This is a genomic window from Pseudoalteromonas sp. SA25, assembly GCF_011378705.1.
GTDB lineage: Bacteria > Pseudomonadota > Gammaproteobacteria > Enterobacterales > Alteromonadaceae > Pseudoalteromonas > Pseudoalteromonas arctica.
The window spans coordinates 35,307-55,548 of sequence record NZ_WTKV01000019.1; the positions used below are offsets into that span (position 1 = coordinate 35,307).

Annotated in this window: 15 protein-coding genes; 8 read left to right on the forward strand and 7 right to left on the reverse strand. The window is 40.5% G+C overall.

Translation table 11 applies throughout. The annotated features are described in order from the left end of the window. Window positions 1-94 precede the first annotated feature (94 nt). Entirely contained in the window at window positions 95-1,114 is a 1,020-nt protein-coding gene (gene hemH / locus GQR45_RS15205; protein ID WP_165726395.1) for a ferrochelatase, read from the reverse strand. 74 nt (window positions 1,115-1,188) lie between these two features. Beyond that, window positions 1,189-2,517, reverse strand: a complete 1,329-nt coding sequence (locus GQR45_RS15210) for an HD domain-containing phosphohydrolase (RefSeq protein WP_165726396.1) — start codon at window positions 2,515-2,517, stop codon at window positions 1,189-1,191. Between the two features lie 200 nt (window positions 2,518-2,717). Here GQR45_RS15210 and GQR45_RS15215 point away from each other — a divergent pair, with 200 nt between their 5' ends. The 3 genes from GQR45_RS15215 to GQR45_RS15225 all read left to right on the forward strand — a co-directional run bounded on the left by GQR45_RS15215 (window position 2,718) and on the right by GQR45_RS15225 (window position 6,871). Next, window positions 2,718-3,671: a HAMP domain-containing sensor histidine kinase gene (locus tag GQR45_RS15215; RefSeq protein ID WP_007583514.1), complete on the forward strand. Its 954-nt coding sequence runs from the start codon at window positions 2,718-2,720 to the stop codon at window positions 3,669-3,671. A gap of 253 nt (window positions 3,672-3,924) precedes the next feature. Continuing rightward, window positions 3,925-6,465 carry a TonB-dependent receptor gene (locus GQR45_RS15220; protein WP_165726397.1) on the forward strand — a complete coding sequence of 847 codons (2,541 nt, stop codon included), beginning with the start codon at window positions 3,925-3,927 and terminating at the stop codon, window positions 6,463-6,465. A 205-nt stretch (window positions 6,466-6,670) separates the two neighbouring features. Further along, window positions 6,671-6,871, forward strand: a complete 201-nt coding sequence (locus GQR45_RS15225) for a ribosome alternative rescue factor ArfA (protein WP_165726398.1) — start codon at window positions 6,671-6,673, stop codon at window positions 6,869-6,871. A gap of 311 nt (window positions 6,872-7,182) precedes the next feature. Here GQR45_RS15225 and GQR45_RS15230 read toward each other — a convergent pair whose 3' ends face one another. Further along, the gene (locus GQR45_RS15230) at window positions 7,183-8,163 is read right to left on the reverse strand and encodes a helix-turn-helix domain-containing protein (RefSeq protein WP_010555235.1); all 981 of its coding nucleotides are present in this window, start codon (window positions 8,161-8,163) and stop codon (window positions 7,183-7,185) included. A gap of 220 nt (window positions 8,164-8,383) precedes the next feature. Between GQR45_RS15230 and GQR45_RS15235 the strand changes: the two genes are divergently transcribed. Genes GQR45_RS15235 through eat form a run of 3 tightly spaced genes read left to right on the forward strand, consistent with a single transcriptional unit; the run spans window position 8,384 to window position 12,140 of the window. Then, window positions 8,384-9,790 carry an ethanolamine ammonia-lyase subunit EutB gene (locus tag GQR45_RS15235; RefSeq protein WP_165726399.1) on the forward strand — a complete coding sequence of 469 codons (1,407 nt, stop codon included), beginning with the start codon at window positions 8,384-8,386 and terminating at the stop codon, window positions 9,788-9,790. Then, on the forward strand, window positions 9,787-10,674 hold the full coding sequence (eutC, locus tag GQR45_RS15240) for an ethanolamine ammonia-lyase subunit EutC (protein WP_165726400.1): 888 nt from the start codon (window positions 9,787-9,789) through the stop codon (window positions 10,672-10,674). Before GQR45_RS15235 ends, eutC begins: the two co-directional genes overlap by 4 nt. 59 nt (window positions 10,675-10,733) lie before the next feature. Next, entirely contained in the window at window positions 10,734-12,140 is a 1,407-nt protein-coding gene (gene eat / locus GQR45_RS15245) for an ethanolamine permease (RefSeq protein WP_165726401.1), read from the forward strand. A 129-nt stretch (window positions 12,141-12,269) separates the two neighbouring features. On the opposite strand, the gene arfB is transcribed toward eat, so the two are convergent. Then, window positions 12,270-12,683 carry an alternative ribosome rescue aminoacyl-tRNA hydrolase ArfB gene (gene arfB / locus GQR45_RS15250; RefSeq protein ID WP_007583522.1) on the reverse strand — a complete coding sequence of 138 codons (414 nt, stop codon included), beginning with the start codon at window positions 12,681-12,683 and terminating at the stop codon, window positions 12,270-12,272. 192 nt (window positions 12,684-12,875) lie between these two features. On the opposite strand from arfB, the gene GQR45_RS15255 reads away from it, so the two are divergent. Then, window positions 12,876-13,448 (forward strand): hypothetical protein, encoded by a 573-nt coding sequence (locus tag GQR45_RS15255; RefSeq protein WP_007583523.1) that lies wholly within the window; start codon window positions 12,876-12,878, stop codon window positions 13,446-13,448. A 162-nt stretch (window positions 13,449-13,610) separates the two neighbouring features. On the opposite strand, the gene katG is transcribed toward GQR45_RS15255, so the two are convergent. Next, entirely contained in the window at window positions 13,611-15,791 is a 2,181-nt protein-coding gene (gene katG, locus GQR45_RS15260; protein WP_101164385.1) for a catalase/peroxidase HPI, read from the reverse strand. Between the two features lie 907 nt (window positions 15,792-16,698). On the opposite strand from katG, the gene GQR45_RS15265 reads away from it, so the two are divergent. Continuing rightward, window positions 16,699-17,589: a tetratricopeptide repeat protein gene (locus GQR45_RS15265; RefSeq protein ID WP_007583526.1), complete on the forward strand. Its 891-nt coding sequence runs from the start codon at window positions 16,699-16,701 to the stop codon at window positions 17,587-17,589. Between the two features lie 674 nt (window positions 17,590-18,263). Here the strand turns inward: GQR45_RS15265 and deoD are convergent. Next, window positions 18,264-18,968: a purine-nucleoside phosphorylase gene (deoD, locus tag GQR45_RS15270; protein WP_002959109.1), complete on the reverse strand. Its 705-nt coding sequence runs from the start codon at window positions 18,966-18,968 to the stop codon at window positions 18,264-18,266. Then, the gene (locus GQR45_RS15275) at window positions 18,968-20,200 is read right to left on the reverse strand and encodes a phosphopentomutase (protein WP_010555228.1); all 1,233 of its coding nucleotides are present in this window, start codon (window positions 20,198-20,200) and stop codon (window positions 18,968-18,970) included. Before GQR45_RS15275 ends, deoD begins: the two co-directional genes overlap by 1 nt. Window positions 20,201-20,242 lie beyond the last annotated feature (42 nt).

A 20,242-nucleotide genomic window follows, 5' to 3' on the forward strand; every position in this document is an offset into this window, starting at 1 on the left:
ATATTTTAAAAGCCCTAAAAACAAAAAAAGCGGTGTTAATTTTAACACCGCTTAATGCGAAATATATTTAGGTATGTGCTTTAGTAAGCCTGGGTTACAACATAGGTTTTATAACATCAAACACAGCTTCTATATGGTCGTCTCTGTCGTTTAATGCCGCTATGTAACGGTATTTTTTGCCACCTGCGTTTTCGAATATTTCACGATTTTCGCCTTCTAGCTCTTCAAGTGTTTCTAGGCAGTCGGCGCTAAAAGCAGGGCTGATAATAGCTACATCGGTAATACCCTCATCAGGCAGGGCTTCAAGCGTTGCATCGGTATATGGCTTTAACCACTCGGCTTTACCAAATCGACTTTGAAAAGTACTAATTACTTTGTCTTTATCAAGGCCCAGTTTTTCGACCACTAAACGCGTGGTTTGTAAACATAGGCAATGGTACGGATCGCCTCGCTCTAAAAATAGTTTAGGCATACCGTGATACGAAAAAACAATTTTTTGTGGCATACCATTCGCTTCTAAATCCTCACTAATACTATTAGCAAGTGACTCAATATAACGGCTGTTTTTATGATAGCCATTAATAAAGTGCAGCTCTGGCACCCAGCGCCATTTACGCAGTACGCTCGATACAGCATCAAAGGTTGAACCCGTGGTTGGGCTAGAATATTGCGGATACATTGGCAATATAATAATACGCGTTAAGCCTTTATCACGAAGCTCCTCAAGGCCAGCCTCTATTGAGGGATTGCCATAGCGCATAGCCATTACTACTTCGGTATTGGTATAACCTTGCTCTTTCAATAAGGTATTTAGCTTTACGCTTTGTTGACGAGTGATGTGAGTAAGCGGCGAGCCATTTTCGGTCCATATACTTTCGTATAATTTAGCCGAACGCTTAGGGCGCACACGCAAAATAATGCCATGTAAAATTATCATCCATACTAGGCGTGGTATTTCTACAATGCGTGGATCTGATAAAAACTCACGTAAGTATATACGAAGCGCAGCAGCTGTTGGTGCATCAGGGCTACCTAGGTTAGTAAGCAGTATTCCCGTTTTTTGGTTAAAACGCCCATCATGGGGATTGTCAGTAACCGCAGAAAATCGCGACACAGAGTGCTCCTTCAAGCAAATTCAATAATGTATTTTATGCACATTGTAACGAAAAAAACTGCCGTTTAGATCAATCATTTAGCAGTTTTAACCATAATTCTAAATGGGGCTGGTTTTTTAGATTCTAGTTGCTGCAGTTTTTCTATTGATGTGCGGCTAAATACATGACCTTTAGGCAACAACATTATACCCGAATGGCTGTGCAGAGCATGCCCGAGTATCATTTGATCTTTGAGTTCATGAGCATTACAAATTAGTACTGATCCTGCTGAACTTTTTTGTTCGTGTAGTTTTGCATGGCTTGCTTCAAGCGCACGAACTATTTTAGGGTGGTAAAACGAACCACTATAAAGTTTTACACTTTCGAGTGCATCCTCATGGCGCTGCTTTTCATCGCTTGCATTGCTCTGCTCAAACGCATCCCAATAGTCGCGAGCTAATCCTAATACCATAGCGCCTATTGGTATGTCGTTTCCAGCAAGGCCTTTGGGCATTCCATTTCCGTTAAAACGTTCAAACTGATAATAAATAGCATCCGACAAATCGTGTAAATGTATTGCTGGCATTAGCATTAATTGTGCAGTACTTGGGTGAGTATAAAAGGCCTTACGCTGTTGCTCATTTAACCGATTTAGCGGTTTTTTATAAAGTTCAGGGTCCATAGCAAGCAAACCTATTTGTGCTAAATAACCAGCCATTGGGGCAAGATCAATGCTTTTTTGCGACAGGTTTAAGTAAAGCGCTATTTGTGTACAGGTATTTGCAATATTTTGTGCTTTATTGCCATCAAGATAAGGGTTTGCGTTAACAAAATTATATAGCAGCTCAACGGTTGATTTGTGCTCTTGTTTTTCGCGCTCGTTGGCATCTTCAAGCTTTTTTAAAACTTGTTTAATTTGTAAGGTGCGTTTTTCTACTCGTTGCTCTAACGTGTTGTTTAGCTCAAGTAGTTCTTGGTTTTGTGCCTTAACTTGTGTTTCTAATTTTTTGTTTTGCTTTTTTAGCGCAAATTTTTCTAGGCTATCTTTAATGCTTCGAAGTAATAAGTCGTTTTGCCATGGTTTTTGAATATAACCATTTATTTGCCCTTGGTTAACAGCCGCTAGGGTTGTTTGTATATCGGCGTAACCGGTTAATAGAATGCGTTGAGTGTCGGGTGCCAGCGCACGCGCTTTTTCTAAAAACTCGGCACCGTTCATTACTGGCATCCGCATGTCGCTAATAATTAAACCAAATTCATGATTTTTAAAAAGTGTTAATGCGTTTTGCGGATTATCGCAAACAATAACCGTTAAGCCATTTACTTCAAGTAGTCGTGTTAACGTGCGTAGTACTATTTCGTCATCATCAATACAAAGTACATCAACCTGATTCATTAGTGTGTTTGGTGTTGCTTGAGTCATTGCGCCGCCTTTAAATTACTTCTGGCTAAATAATAGCTTAAAAAAACATCCGTGACCTGTTTATGCTTACCTTTTATATAGAGTAGGAGTCACCTAATGTGGTTATTATCTATAAGTAGATAAATGCTCACACTAAAGTTGCAAATTTGCATGTAGACGACTAAACGTTAAGTATAAAGTTATCTATATGGATGAAAGGAATGAATGGATCAGATGGTAATTTTGAACGTGCTTTTTTAAACGAACAAAAGCTGCGCTTGGCCGCAGAACAATTACTCAAAGATAAAAGCACCGTTTTAGTTGCCATAAATAATGAATTACAAAAAAAAGTAGCCGATTTAGAACACCAGCAAATGCTGTTTGTGCAAACCGAAAAAATGGCAACCTTAGGAACGCTTTGTGCAGGCGTAGCCCACGAAATAAATACCCCGCTTGCCTATGCAATGAGTAATATAGAAAGCTTACAAAATTCTACTCCTTTGCTTATCACGTTGCTAAAGCTTAACGAGCAATACTTAAACAATGAAATTAAAGAAAGCCGTTTTAAACACGAAATAGACATACTCAATTTACAGTATCCGTATGCGTGGCTTTATAACAATTTGCAGGGACAAGTTAACGACAGCGTTGAAGGACTCAAACGAATAAAACAAATTGTGCATGACTTATTAAACTTTGCCCACCCCTCCTCCTCGCAAGATAAACAACTAACCGATGTAACAACGGGTGCTAATAATGCTTTAAGATTATTAAGTAACAAACTCAAACTATGCGAGATAAAAACGCGGTTTGAACCACTACCACTTATTTGGTGCAATTTATCGTCAATTAATCAAATTTTTGTAAATCTATTAATGAATGCTTGGCAAGCATGCGAGCTTGATTTAGAAAAAGGCTGCATTATTGAGGTCAATATTTTTGAACTAAACACAAATATCTGTATTGAGGTAAAAGATAATGGCTGTGGAATGAGTGAAGACACAATAGCGCATATGTTTGACCCTTTTTATACAACAAAAGAAGTTGGTGAAGGTACCGGTATGGGTATGACACTTGTATACGCTATGGTGAGCGATCATGGCGGAAAAATAGAAGTTAACAGCACATTAGGGACAGGTACGACCATCCGCTGCCTATTACCTTTAAAAGCGTAAACTAACGAACAAAACCACAATGTAAATAAAAAGTTAATAGATCTTTTTTTGAAGTTTAATGCCCTTGCAGCATGTATTTTAATCGATTAAAGGTGGTTTTTTCTTATCTTGAAATTTATTTGCATACTTAGACCAAATATTTAGTTTTTTTCATTTCTTTTTGTTTGCATATGTTGCTAGGATGTTTGCAACAGGTTATGAGCACCATAACCACACACATATTATAAGAACACAAAAAAACAGGGTCGTCACTATGCCAATATACCGTTTAAACACACTTGCTGTAGCCGTTGCTTTCGCGTTTAGCGCACCAAGCATTGTTAACGCAGAAGAAGCACCAGTGCAAGCTGCTAAAAACATTGAGCAAATATCTGTATTAGGATCGCGTGTATCTAACCGTACTTCTACTGAGTCTTCTTCTCCTATTGATTTAATTGACGCAGATGATTTAACCAAAGGTGGCTTTACCGAGCTTGGCCAAAGCCTGCAAGCGACAGCGCCTTCATTTAACTTTTCGCGTACACAAGTATCTGACGGTTCTGATTTATTTAGACCCGCCACACTTCGTGGCTTACAGCCAGATCAAACTCTTGTATTAGTAAATGGTAAACGTCGTCATAACCAATCAATTTTTGGCCTTAACGGTACAGTAGGCGCAGGCGCTGCGGGTACCGATATGAATGCCATTCCGCTAACGGCCCTTAAAGGCGTTGAAGTATTACGCGATGGCGCAGCGGCGCAATATGGCTCTGATGCTATTGCAGGCGTAATTAACTTATCTCTTAATAACTCAACCGGTATTACAACGGGTTTTGTACAATACGGCGGCACAAGTGAAGGTGACGGCGACACTATTTCAGCAGGTTTAAACCGTGGTTTTGAATTAGGTAACGAAGGCGGCTTTATTAACCTATCGCTTGAGTACCGTGATGCCGATGGCACTAACCGCGCCGAGCGTGATACGGGTGGTTCGCTTAATGTTGAACCAGGTACGTTAAGTGAAGACGTACGCTGGGGCCAAGGTAACTCAGAAAGTGAATTTACGTCGTTATTTTACAACATGGCATTACCAATGGGCGACGGCGAGCTTTACTCGTTTGGTGGCTACTCAGAGCGCACGGCGCTGGGTAATGGTTTTTACCGTAACTTTAACGAAGCCTCTAAAAACGTAACACAAGTATACAGCGATGGTTTTTTACCGCGCATATATAACGAAGCACAAGATATTTCAGTCGCGCTTGGTTTTAAAGGCGATATAAACACAGATTGGAATTACGATGTATCGGCTGTTTATGGTGAAAATCAATACGACTTTACATCACGCAATACATTAAACGCTTCTTACGCGGCTGAGTATTTATTTAACAACCCAAGTGCAAGCGATGCCGATATTGCAGCAAATTCAGGCCCTAGTGGCGGTTACTCAGGTGGTTTTAGATTTGATCAAACAACGGTTAACCTTGATGTAAATGGTATTGTAGATATTGGCCGTGGTGAACCTTTATATGTAACAGTAGGCGCTGAATACCGTAAAGAAAACTACGAAATAGTACCTGGCGATGAAGCATCATACGCCTGTGGACTAGCAAATATGGATACCTCGTACCCATCAGTAAACGATCCGGACCAATTTGCACAGTGTGGTTTTCAGGCTTATAACGGCCTACGCCCTGAAGCGGCTAACGACAGCGACCGTAACAGCTACGCAGTTTATGTAGACGTAGAAACAATGATCACCGACGCATGGAACGTCAGTGGTGCGCTACGTTATGAAGATTTCTCAGATGCTGGGGATGATTTAATTGGTAAATTAGCAACACGTTATGAATTTTCAGATGATTTTGCTGTACGTGGTGCGGTATCTACCGGCTTTAGAGCACCATCGCTTCAACAAAGTGGTTATACAGCCTTTACAACTAACTTAGGCTCAGACGGCACATTAACGCAGTCCTTCACTGCAAACACCGGTACAGCCTTCCCAAGTGCGTTAGGCGTAGATAGCTTAGAGCTTGAAACTTCAACAAACTACAGTGCTGGTTTTGTTTACGATGTAACAAGCGAGCTTTCGTTAACGGTTGATTTTTACCGTGTAGAAATTGAAGACCGTATAACGCTTGGCAGCTTACTTACGGCTGACGACGTATCGTTTAGCTCAGAAGCGGTTGCAGCGCTACAAGCAACAGGCGCAGTGCAAGCTAACTACTTCTCAAACTCGGTTGATTCTACTACGCAAGGTGTTGATATTATTGCATCGTACCGCACTGAAGTTGAAGGCGGCAATTTAGGAATAACCTTTGCGGGTAACCTAAACGATACTAAAATTGACGGCGTAAATGCTGAAGACGGTATTCCTGAAGCGGTTGCTTTTGACGACCTACAACGTAGCTTTTTTACCGACGGACAACCTAGTGAACGTGCAACGCTTACGTTTGACTACGAGCGCGATGCCTACACATCAACCATTCGCTTTAACTACTTTGGCGAAACAGACGTAAAATACTTTGGTAACGACCATATTTCATTACCAGGTGAGCTTTCGCCTACCGGTTCATTTAAACCAACAAGTACGGTTGAATCTGCTGTGTTAGTTGATTTAAATGTTAGCTACCAAATTAACGACATGTTTGCGCTTTCGGTGGGTGCCGATAACGTATTTGACGAAACGCCAGACGAGCTAGGCGACGACGAAGTACTTAACTTTATCACCAACGGTGCATTTAAATATCCAGTACGTGCATTACCATACGGCTTTGACGGCAGAACGTACTATGCAAAAGTAAGCTTTAGTTTTTAATTTATAAAGCAAACTAAAGTAATATTAAGCGCAGTTATTAACTGCGCTTTTTTTATACTTTTTTATTATTAAAAAAGTACCTGTTGGGCATTAAAAATACTTGCGCGGTTGAAAATTAAGCCTACAATCGCCATCTCTTAAATAGGCTAATATAAAAGCCTCTTTATTATTTAACTTAAAATAACCATTAGTTGATAGGAAATATATGACTAAAAAATCTAAAGCAAAAACCGCAAACATCAGCGCGGTAGATACAGGGCGAGGCGTTATAAACCACAATGCACTAGCGGCGATGGTCACCTCTAAATTATTTAAACCACAAGTGGTTAAAGCTAAAAAAGGCAAAGGTTCGTTTAAACGTAGCAACAAGCATTCAGGACAAGAGTCCTATTTAATCGCGGCTTAAATAGCACCGATCAAATAGGGCTTTTGAATATAGTAAGCGAGGTTTTATACCTCGCTTTTACTTTTAAAGCATACAAGCCACGTTACATAAGCGCGAAATAAATTCGCACCTACGGGTTTGGTATTTGCACGATGTAGGTGAGGTTTTATACCTCGCTTTTACTTTTAGAGCATTAAAGCCATGTTACATGAGCGCGAAATAAATTCGCACCTACGGGTTTGGTGTTTGCACGATGTAGGTGAGGTTTTATACCTCGCGTTCACTTTTAGAGCATTAAAGCCATGTTACATGAGCGCGAAATAAATTCGCACCTACGGGTTTGTAGAGCACGGTGGTTTAAACTGCTGTGCTGAATTTTTAACTGTTTGTGATGGGTTTTCACCAAATAGTTGCGTGTAATCTTTAGCAAATTGTCCCGCATGCCAAAATCCCCAATTGGCTGCTATTACTGAAATTGGCTTATCTTGGTTTGATTTTTTTAGTTCCCGCCTTACATTATTTAAGCGTGTTAAACGTAAAAACCGCAAAGGGTTAATTCCTAAAATACTCTCAAAACTATACTGAAGTGTGCGCCTACTTACAAAGGCAAGCTCGCACAGCTCGGTTATGGTTATTGGATTTTGTGGATTTGTGGCCACGTAATCTTTTACTTTATCTACTACGGCTTTTCGATGTTTATAACTTGGCGCAATATTTTGTTGTGGATTATCTGCTTGTAATAAGTGTAGTGCCAACATGTTTAGCATATCTTGTTGCGATTCGGTTTTAAGTCCAAAGCCCTTGCCTACAACCATGCTATTAATTATTTGCCTTGCCGTTTGTAATGATGAGTTGCTTACCGATAAGCGAGCTGATTGTGCAGATGACAGGTTTTTCAATGTTACGCCTTGTAGCTGCGCCATATATTCAATTGAATTCCAATCGATTACCAAACCATAAATATTAAATTGCTCAGGGGTTATCAGCTCAAAGTCATTATCACTTGTACGGCACATAAATTGATTACTTGCCACACTTAGACCATTAATCTTACTTTGCTGCGACTGACAAGGAATGCCAAGCCAAACAGAATTGGGGGCGATGTTACATTGCTGACGAAGCGCTCGCTCGGTGTATTCTTTAAACACATGAATATTGGCGTAATCTGTTTCTTCAATAAAACCATAAAAGCTGCCGTCGCTCATTTGATCGTACTTTTGTTGCCATTGAGTAAGGCTATGCGCTTGCTCGTCTATATCGTGTGTTTGCACCTTGCTCTTTAGTGGTGCGTTGTAGCTACTTTGCTGCGCCATATAGGGGATGCTCTTTTTCGTTACACTTTTATTATGGTTAAGTTAACACCGCTTTGCGTATGTAACCAATTGAATTGGATTAATAAATAATCTTTTGCCGAAATTCGATAGTTACTTGGTACAAAATAAGCTGTCTTGTAACTATTGAAAATTGATTTATAGCTAAAGATGCAGCAAAACCTATACCAAGGTTTATCATATTAGTTATGTGGAGTAAATCATGGGGCAAGCGTACAGTTACACTTTAGGTACACACACTTATAAATTCAAGAACTTAGCCCAGTTAATGGCTAAAGCAACGCCGCAACGTTCGGGTGATCGCTTAGCGGGCGTCATTGCACAATCAGCACAAGAACGTGCTGTGGCACAAATGACATTGGCCGATGTACCTCTTAAAACATTTTTAAATGAGGTACTTATTCCCTACGAAGATGACGAAATTACACGCTTAATTATTGACGAGCACGATGCCAATGCCTTTATGGCTATTGCACATTTAACTGTAGGCGATTTTCGTAATTGGCTTTTAAGCGACTTTGCAACACCCGCTGTACTTGCAAGTATAAGGCAAGGTATTACGCCCGAAATGGCTGCTGCTGTTAGCAAAATAATGCGCAATCAAGATCTCATATTAATTGCTAAAAAGTGCCATGTTACAAGTGCTTTTAGAAACACTATTGGCCTTCCTGGGCATTTATCTACACGTTTACAACCAAATCATCCAACTGACGATATTAACGGTATTGCTGCATGCATGCTTGATGGGCTGCTATACGGTAATGGCGATGCCGTAATAGGTATAAACCCAGCAACCGACAACGTTGCCCAAGCCATTAAATTAATGACATTAATGGATGATGTTATTCAAAAATACGCCATACCGACGCAAAGCTGTGTGCTTACACATGTTACTAACACTATTGAATGTATAGAAGCTGGCGCACCGGTTGATTTGGTATTTCAGTCGATTGGCGGCACGGAGGCTACTAACTCAAGTTTTGGTTTTAATTTAAATACCTTAGCTGAAGCGCAAGATGCCGCTTTGAGTTTAAAGCGCGGCTCTGTTGGCAATAATGTGATGTATTTTGAAACTGGGCAAGGCAGTTCGCTTTCAGCAAATGCGCATCATGGGCTTGATCAGCAAACGTGTGAAGCTCGCGCTTATGCAGTTGCTCGTAAGTTTAACCCGTTACTGGTAAATACCGTGGTGGGGTTTATTGGCCCTGAATATTTGTTTGATGGTAAAGAAATTACCCGAGCAGGACTTGAGGATCACTTTTGCGCTAAGTTACTAGGCATACCGATGGGGTGCGACGTGTGTTACACCAATCATGCAGAGGCCGATCAAAACGATATGGATAATTTGCTAACGCTATTAGGTGTTGCAGGTTGCTCGTTTGTAATGGGAATACCTGGCTCTGACGATATTATGCTTAACTACCAAACTACGTCGTTTCATGATGCATTATATGTGCGTCGAGTTCTTGGCTCTAGACCCGCCCCTGAGTTTGAAGCATGGCTAAGCAAAATGAAAATTATGCAAAGCACTACCGACATCACACTTTCAGATACCTTGCCTCCCGCTTTTGCTAAACCTCTGGGTGCAATTGCTGGAGGTGGCTCATGAAATCAAGTTCAAAACCGACCACTCCATTAGATAACTCAGTAAATGAGCATAAAAATAACGGTAATGTAGTGCACAACCCTTGGAGTGATTTACGGCGTTTTACCGACGCCCGTATTGGGCTTGGTCGCGCTGGTATAAGTTTGCCAACCTCTGAAATGCTGGCTTTTCAGCTATCTCATGCACAAGCGCGCGATGCGGTGAGTTTTCCGCTTGATATTAACGAAATGACTGAGCAACTAGGCAGTATTAGCGTATTAAAAGAGGTTGCCCTTCCCCTGCATTTACACAGCCAAGCCGTTGACAGAGTTACTTACCTTCAGCGACCCGATTTAGGCCGCAAACTTGATGAAAATGGTAGGCAAATACTTCTCAGCTATATGAATAAACAAAAGCACACTACGCAGGCTAAATACGATTTAGCGATTGTAGTGGTTGATGGACTTTCGTCGTTGGCGGTACAAAAAAATGCATACCCATTTATAACAGAGCTATTAACGCACCTTACAACAGACAAGCAATTTAAAATTGCTCCCATTACTTTGGTTGAGCAAGGGCGAGTAGCGATTGGAGATGATATAGGTGAGTTGCTAAATGCGCAGGTGGTTATGGTGTTAATAGGAGAGCGCCCAGGACTTAGTTCGCCAGATAGCCTTGGCTTGTATTTAACATGGGAGCCCAAAACAGGACTTAACGATGCATGTCGTAATTGCATATCGAATATTCGCCCTGCAGGCCTACCTTATACAGAAGCGGCGAGACGCGCACTGTACTTATTACGTGAAGCTAAAAAACTGAAACTAACTGGGGTTAATTTAAAAGACCGCACACAAGATGATGTAATTGAGCATCAGGTTTCAACCACTAACTTTTTAATTGCTGAGTAATTTTAATTAAAAACACATGAAATAAAAAAATAAAAACTAAACATCAACGGAGAAAGGTTATGTCTTCTAATAATAATACAGAGTACCTTGCTAAAAGACAGTTAAAACGGGGTACTGCGGGGTGGTTATTGCTCGCAGGTTTGGGTGTGTCGTATGTAATATCGGGTGACTTTGCAGGCTGGAACTTTGGTATCGCCGAAGCCGGTTGGGGTGGTTTTGCGATTGCTGCAGTATTAATGGCGGTTATGTATTTAGCGCTTGTACTATCGCTTGCTGAAATGTCAGCTGCAATACCTGCTGCAGGCGGTGGTTATAGTTTTGCGCGTCAAGCTATGGGGCCAGCGGGAGGCTATTTAACCGGGCTTGCCGTATTAATTGAATACGCCTTAGCGCCCGCTGCTATTGTTATTTTTATAGGCTCGGCAGTTGAAGCCCTCACCGGATTTAATGGCCCATGGGTATATGCATTATTTTACTTACTATTTGTGGGAATTCATTTAGCGGGCGTAGGAGAAGCGCTTAAAGTAATGATGGTAATAAGTGGTTTAGCGGTATTAGCTATTATTGCAACGGCTTTTGTTTTAATCACAAATTTTGATGCATCGCGCTTATTTGACGTCCCCGTAACCGATGCAGTGGGAGCCAGTGAGTTTTTACCTTTAGGTTGGTACGGGGTTTGGGCTGCATTACCGTTTGCCATGTGGTTATTTTTAGCGGTTGAAGGTGTACCGCTTGCTGCTGAAGAAGCAAAAGATCCCGCTAAAGATGTGCCAAAAGGCATTATTGGTGCAATGATCTTTTTGTTATTTACTGCTTTTTTAGTTGTTGTTTTAGTACCTGGTGCTGGCGGTGCTGCTGCAATGGGGGCAAGTGCTGTACCTTTAGTTGATGCATTAAATGCATCCGGTAGTGAGGGCTTAGCAACCGTTGTAAATATATTAGGGCTTGCGGGTTTAGTTGCTTCGTTTTTCTCTATTATTTATGGTTATAGTCGCTTAGTGTTTGCTTTATCTAGAGCCGGTTATTTACCACGTTCGTTGTCGATTACGACTAATCGCAAAGTGCCAGCACGTGCGTTGATTGTACCGGCAGTATTTGGCTTTTTAGTATCACTCAGTGGTGAGGGTGATTTAATACTTGCAATGGCAGTGGTAGGTGCAACGCTCTCGTATGCATTAATGGCGCTGAGCCATATTTTACTTCGCGTTAAACAACCTGATTTACCTCGCCCATACAAAACTCCAGGTGGCGTAGTTACGTCAAGTATTGCTTTAGTACTTTCGCTTATAGCATTAACGGGTGTGTATGCGTTTGACCCTCGTGCATTTTTATACACTATGGTGCTGTTTATTGTGGGCGCCGCATATTACTTTGGCTATAGCTCAAAACACTTAGTTGCTAAAAGCGCTGATGAAGAGTTTGCAATGTTGGCAAATGCAGAATCTGATTTAGAAATGGCTAAGTAGGTATTAATAGTTATTAAATATAAGTGAGGCTACCCCTCACTTATATTTTTATACGTACAATACGATGTAAAAATGGTGCCTGCATGTAGGCATCAAGTCCCTTCTCTACTTTATTAATACCGTTTAAAACTAAAACTTTATATTGCCGCGTAGCGCTTTGTTTTGCCCGTGTTTAGTTTTTTTGTCCATGCGCTTTCGCTGTGAATTACGGCTAGGCTTGGTGGCACGACGCGCTTTATTAACAACGGTAGCACTAAGAATTAAATCTTTTAAGCGCTTAAGGGCATCTTCTCGGTTTAGCTCTTGAGTACGATGGCTTTGCGCTTTAATTATTAAAACGCCTTCTTTGGTAATTCTTGTATCATTTAAGGCAAGTAAGCGTTCTTTGTAGAAGTCAGGTAATTTAGAGCGGTTAATATCAAAGCGTAAATGAATTGCACTTGCGACTTTGTTAACATTTTGACCACCGGCACCTTGCGAACGAATAGCCGTTAGCTCTAGTTCCCATTCATCGATAGTGACAGTATTTGAAATTGTTAACATTGTGTTCAGCTCTATTTGTCAAAAATGTATTATATCATCAGTACATTAGCTTGTGGTGAATGAACTAAATTCTTAGAACTTAAATAAATTCTCATAAATTGTACTATAAAATCAGCCAATATATTATTTTGTGTTGGCAAGTGTTGCTTATTAGTTTCTAATTGGCACAACTTTAATACTAGGAAATGCTCAATGAAAAAAATACTTGTATCACTTAGCTTATTAGCAATGAGTTTCTCAAGCCTTGCAGTAGATATTAACGAAGGTCAACTCCAAAGCTATATGAAAGCACTGCCAGCTGTAACGAGCTGGGCAAGCAGCCAAGAGTCCTTAAAAGACTTAAACTTAGCAAGTATGTTAGGTGGTTCTGCAGATCAAAGTGTTGACGAACAAAGCTCTTTAGCTAATAGCGCACTAAACATGATTAAAGAGCAAGACCTATACAAAAGCTTCGCGGGTGTTACAGGCCGCTACGGCTTTACACCAGAGCAACTAGTAACTGTAGGTTCTGAAGTATCAATGGCTTATATCGAAAACCTTAAATCGGGTTTATCTGCTGATAATCAAGAAACAGCGAATAAAGTAATGGGCGGTTTTCAAAGTATGAAAAGTGCTAAAGATAAAGGCGCTAGTTCGTTAATGGGTTCGTTTGGTAAATCGTCAAGCGCAGCTGAGGAGTCTACAGAGTCTTTAGTAAGCGAAAGCAACCTTGAACTTGTGAGCGAATACATGCCACAACTACAAAAGCTTTTTGCACTTCTATAAGTTTTATTGTTTTATAAGAAGGTGGCTTTTGCCGCCTTTTTTAATGCCTAATTTTTATATGACTTAGATAAATTACAATATTTTATAAGTAATACTGACCGGGACTATATGCAAAAACGGGGGAGTAAATTATTACTCCCCCGTTTTTATTTAGCGTACAGATTATTTAATATCGAATCTGTCTGCGTTCATTACTTTTACCCATGCATTTACAAAGTCATGTACAAAGCGCTCTTTGTTGTCGTCTTGTGCATAAAACTCAGCAAGTGCGCGCAATATAGAGTTTGATCCAAATACTAAATCAACGCGTGTTGCAGTCCATTTAGTAGTGCCACTTTTACGGTCTACTATATTGTATAAACCTTTTTGAGTTGGCTCCCAACGGTTTGACATGTCAGTTAAGTTTACAAAGAAGTCGTTGGTTAATGAGCCTACGCTATTTGTAAATACACCATGCTCGCTGCCAGCATAGTTAGTACCTAGTACTCGCATCCCACCAATAAGTACCGACATTTCTGGTGCACTTAATCCCATTAGTTGGCTGCGCTCTAGTAATAACTCTTCAGCTGATACTGCGTAATCTTTTTTCAGCCAGTTTCTAAAACCATCGTGGATTGGTTCTAGTACATCAAACGATTCTGCATCAGTCATTTCATCTGTTGCATCTCCACGTCCTGGAGCAAACGGCACGTTTACATCAACACCGGCTTGTTTTGCTGCTTGTTCTACGGCTGCTGTACCACCTAAAACAATTAAGTCGGCGATGCTAACAGGTTTACTCAAGCCAGCCTGCACTTTTTCAAGCGCACTAAGTACTGATGCTAAACGTTCTGGCTCATTACCTTGCCAATCTTTTTGCGGTGCTAAACGAATGCGTGCACCATTTGCGCCGCCACGTTTATCAGAACCACGATAAGTACGTGCGCTATCCCAAGCTGTATTTATTAAATCAGCGGCACTAACACCACAATTTAATAATGTGGTTTTTAGATTGCTAATTTCGTCGTCTGTTAATGTGTAATCAACGGTTGGAATTGGATCTTGCCAAATTAAGTCTTCGCTTGGTACGTCAGCACCTAAATAACATGATTTAGGACCTAAATCGCGGTGAGTTAGTTTAAACCAGGCACGTGCAAACACGTCTGAAAAGTAGTCAAAGTCGTTATAAAAACGCTCAATAATTTTACGGTACGTTGGATCCACTTTCATGGCCATATCAGCATCTGTCATCATTGGGTTCAAACGAATTGATGAATCTTCTACATCGACAGGTTTGTCTTCTTCTTTAATATTAATAGGCTCCCACTGATGAGCGCCTGCTGGGCTTTTAGTGAGTTCCCATTCGTAGGTTAATAAAAGCTTACAGTATTCGTTGTCCCATTGTGTTGGGTGCGTAGTCCATGCGCCCTCTACACCTGATGTAACTGTATCGCGGCCAATCCCACGTGTTGTAGTGTTATTCCAACCAAGGCCTTGCTCGTGTACGTCAGCTGCTTCTGGTTCTGGTCCTAAGTTTTCTGCTTTGCCATTACCGTGCGCTTTACCTACTGTGTGCCCGCCTACCGTTAATGCAGCGGTTTCTTCGTCATCCATTGCCATACGCGCAAAAGTTTCGCGAATTTGGGCCGCTGTTTTAAGCGGATCAGGAATACCATTTACACCTTCCGGGTTTACATAAATTAAGCCCATTTGTACTGCGGCTAATGGATTCTCCATGGTGTCTGGTTTATCTACACTTTCGTAACGACCATCACTTGGCGCTAACCATTCTTTTTCGGCTCCCCAGTAAACGTCTTTTTCAGGATGCCAAATATCTTCTCGGCCGCCGGCAAAACCAAAGGTTTTTAAGCCCATTGATTCGTATGCCATGTTGCCCGCTAAAATAATTAAGTCGGCCCATGAAAGCTTGTTACCGTATTTTTTCTTTATTGGCCAAAGTAAACGGCGCGCTTTGTCGAGGTTACCGTTGTCTGGCCATGAATTTAGTGGCGCAAAACGTTGATTACCTGTACCACCGCCCCCTCTACCATCGGCTAAACGGTATGAACCCGCTGAGTGCCATGCTAAACGAATCATTAAACCGCCGTAATGTCCCCAATCGGCTGGCCACCAATCTTGGCTATCGGTCATTAAGCTTTTTACGTCTGTTTTTAGCGCGTCAAGATCGATTGATTTAAATGCTTCAGCGTAATTAAAGTCGCTATTGTATGGGTTTGATTTGGTGTCGTGCTGATGAAGAATGTCTAAGTTTAGGGCATTTGGCCACCAATCAGTATTGGGATTAGACGTTTTAGTATTACTGCCGTGCATGACCGGACATTGGCCTGCTTTAGGGTTGCTCATTCTGGAATCCTTATAATAGAAAAGTAAAATACTTAATCAATCAGTATTGTTGCTTATGTATTTATAACTTTTTAAAAAGTAACGGTTATTTTTATTTAATCGGCTTACTTATTATTTAGTGTGCCTGCCTAAACACTTACGTATCCTTAATATAGGCGCATAAATTATGCTACGCCAGCCTCAACATACTATTTAAAACGATTGCTCCAATTTATATTTTTGATTGGCCTTTTGCTAATGATGTATTTAACAATAGCTTTGTAATTACGTTCAAAATAATAGTAAAAATAAATCTGATGACGCTCGTGTAAGGTATTACGTAAGATAAAAAAAACAAATTAGTGAATTAACCTTAACCTTTTTACTAGACCTGTGATCGAATTGAAAAATTTCGGCGTAATGGTATGTGAAGGGTTTGAAAGTGGCTTTAATTTATTTAAAGCGCACATTGGAATACCCCCCTTCACCATGAAATTGTAGTTATATAGTTATAATTATAAAGGTGCATTACTTAAGCCCAATGCACCTTTACTTTATAAACCGAATACTTTGAGTATTCTCATATTTTTAACTAATTGAATTGAATTAAGTATTTGTTCATAAAGATTCAGTTAGTATGAAGTTGTTCTCCTGTGAATCCCTACGACATATTGTTGTTTTAAGCAGTTTTTGCCAGCTCATATTGAGCTGGTTTTTTTTGCCTATTTTTTCTTAAAACCACCTAAGTATTAGCAAAATGCTCATGCTTTAACCTGTTATTGCTAAGCTCACTGGGCTAAAAAATTCTTACAACTATTACTCCTATCTAAATTAGGTCAATTTTAATCCTGAAAAGTCAACGCGCCCTAGTGCCATTCAGCCCTGCATGTTAAAGTTATTACAGTAATTAATTTAATTAGGCGTACCGATGCGTTATTACCTATCTACACTTTTTGTTTGTTTAACTTTTTTTTCGGGTATAGTAAATTCTGCTGAACAAAAACCAGCAGCCCCTACAGCACAACAAGAGCAACAAGCCCTCAAACAACTTAAAGAGTCTATGTTTAAACCGCTAATGGAGCGCTACATACTCGACGAGCTAAAAGCCGTAAGGCAAGATCAACAAAAACTCCGTGAGGATGTAACTAAGCAAGTTACTCATGCACAGCTTGATACTGCAGATCGCGCATTAACATACACTACCGATACTATTAATAATGTATTTTTTATAATTACCGCTACGGCTTCTATTTTGGTTTTAGTGGGCTGGAACTCACTACGCGATGTTAAAAACAAAGTAGAAGATATTGTAAATACACGTGTAAGTGTAATTACTGACGAGTATGAAGACCGATTAAAAATTCTTGAAGAAAAACTACGCGTACGCTCAGAAGAAATACTCAGTAACCAAGAGCGCATATCGGTTACCAACGAGGTTCATTCGTTATGGATGCGCGCCAATTTAGAAAGTGATTTTGCTAATAAAATTGAAATATTTGATGAGATTTTAAAACGCAAACCAGAGGATGTTGAAGCCATTGCTTATAAGGCCGATGCGTTATTAGAAATAAATGAAACAGCGCAAGCCATTGAGTTGTGTAATCAAGCCATTGATATAGATAGTGTCTATGGTTATGCCTATTGGCAACGAGCATGTGCTTATGCGCTAACACATAAGCATGCTGATGCATTAGCCGACATTAAAATGGCACTTGAATACTCTCCAAATTTACGTAATGAGCTATTACATGAGAGCGCATTTGCAAGCTTACATGACAACGACAGCTTTAATACTATAGTAGCTGGTGAAGTTGTTTAAGCACTCAGTATATGGCCTGTATGATTAGGCGCAACATCATAAAAAAGGGCCTTGGCCCTTTTTTTGTTTTTAAAGGTTATGTTTGTTGTGTAATTAGAAGCTTTACTGCGCTCTACAAACTCAGCTCTACCGTAGAGTTAAGACCTAAAGTGATTAATTCACAAAGAGGTTTAGAGACGCTGCGCTTTTAGAGAAGAGCTTAGAAGTTAAAATAATAAAAACAATCAGAAACTGTGCTTCTAACATGAGCAACAAGTCATACTCTAAACTTGGTATAAACACTTCTATTCGCGCAGGTTACAAGCTTTTAAAGCAACGCTTGTACTTTTATAATGCCGAGTCAGCATTGGTTTTGCTCTTCTCATTTGCTCCTCCTTTTCTTCTCTGCGTGCATATTTTTTTTAGGGCTGTTATACACAAATAGGTTTAGAGATGCTGCGCTTTTAGAGTAGTTAGCTTAAGTAATTAGAAGCTGTGCTTCTCGCGCGAGCAAGCTCTGCGCCTACAACACAGCAAATCACGTCAAAATCCGATGCAATATTGTATGGTGGCTTATTTTCTTCAGGCATAAAAAAAGCCGCATAAAATGCGGCTTTGGAGGTTTAGTCTCACTTCACTTTGGGCGTGTCTCCAAAACTTAGTGAATACGTTACCAAGGAACTGTTATGTATTATTTAAGCTATTGACTCTAATGCAATTTTAACCATTTCGTTAAACGTGCTTTGACGCTCATCAGCAGGTGTTGCTTCGCCAGTGATTACGTGGTCACTTACTGTAAATAATGCCATTGCGTTTGCGCCGTATTCAGCTGCAACGCCGTATAAACCTGCTGTTTCCATATCTACTGCTAGCATGCCTAACTTGTCTAAGTCTTTATAGAACGAGTCATCTGCTTGATAGAATGTGTCTGTCGTAAATACGTTACCTACTTTTGCTTTAATTCCTAGCTCTTTAGCAGCGTTTACGCCGTTTAAAAGTAGGTCAAAGTTAGCAATAGCAGCAAAATCGTAGCCACGCACGCGTGCACGGTTTACGTTTGAATCTGTGCTTGCACCTTGTGCAAAAATTACGTCACGAATTTTGATATCTGTGCCAATACCGCCACACGTACCAATACGTATAATATTTTTAACGCCAAAGCTTACAATTAGCTCACGTGCATAAATAGACATTGATGGAATGCCCATGCCTGAACCCATGATACTTACTGGCTTACCTTTGTAAGTACCAGTGAAACCGTACATGTTACGAACGCCTGTAACTTGTACTGCATCATCTAAAAAGTTTTCAGCAATATATTGCGCACGTAGCGGATCGCCTGGCATTAATACTGTTTCGGCGAAATCACCAACGTTTGCACTGATATGCGGAGTACTCATTAATTGTTTTCCTTTTTATTTGGCGTTTTTAGCTCATTTAAAAAGCTGTCGCCGTAATCAAGCGCAGATAAGCTAAACCACTGTGCCAGTGTTTGACCTATATCTGCAAAGCTGTTGCGTTCACCTAATGGTGTGTTACTCATACCTGGCTGGTATGCAATAACAGGTACGTATTCACGAGTGTGCTCAGAACCTGGAAAGGTTGGGTCACAGCCATGATCTGCAGTGATCATTAATACGTCATCTGCTTTTAACTGATTTAGTATAGTTGGTAAATAGTCATCAAATTCTTTTAATGCTTTTGCGTATCCTACTGGATTACGACGATGACCAAATTTTTCATCAAAATCAACTAGGTTAGTAAAGATTAAGCTACGATCTGGCGCGCTTTCCATTACTTCGCTGGTTTTTTCTAGCAAGTTCATAAGTCCAGGTGCTTTATGCTTTTGGGTTATGCCCTGATGCGCGTAAATATCTGAAATTTTACCAATACTAATTACTTCGCCGCCGTCTTTTGCTAGTACATCTAGCAATGTTGGTGCAGGCGGAAGTACTGAATAGTCACGACGATTACCCGTTCGAGCAAAGTCTTGGCTATTTGAACCCAAAAATGGCCGCGCAATCACTCGTCCTATATTCATTTCATCAAGTAGCGCCCGTGCGATTTCGCAAACTTGATAAAGCTTCTCTAGGCCGAATGACTCTTCATGCGCGGCTATTTGAAACACGCTATCAGCTGAGGTGTAACAGATTGGTTTACCTGTTTTTACATGCTCTTCACCTAGCTGTTCTAAAATGGTAGTTCCTGATGCATGGCAATTGCCTAAAATGCCTGGAATACCTGTACGAGCAATAAACTCGTCTATAAATTCTTGTGGGAAACTTGGCTGTGTTTTTGGGAAATATCCCCAATCAAATAACACAGGTACGCCTGCCATTTCCCAATGACCTGATGGCGTGTCTTTTCCGCTAGAGATTTCTTTAGCGTAACCCCATGCACCTTGAGGAGCTTGGCGGTCTGAAATTAAACACGGTTCGCCACCGGCAGCTTCGCATGCATCCACTAACCCAAGTTTTGATAGGTTAGGAAGCGACAGCGCACTGCCTGTTTCGTCGTAATATGCTTTTAGTAAGTGAGCGAATGTATTAGCCCCAAGATCGCCGAATTTATCTGCATCTGGTGCTGCACCGATTCCTAGGCTATCTGCCATTAAAATAATTGCTCTTGCCATTTTGACCTCACTTTGATTCTAGGTGGTTACTTTATCCGCTGA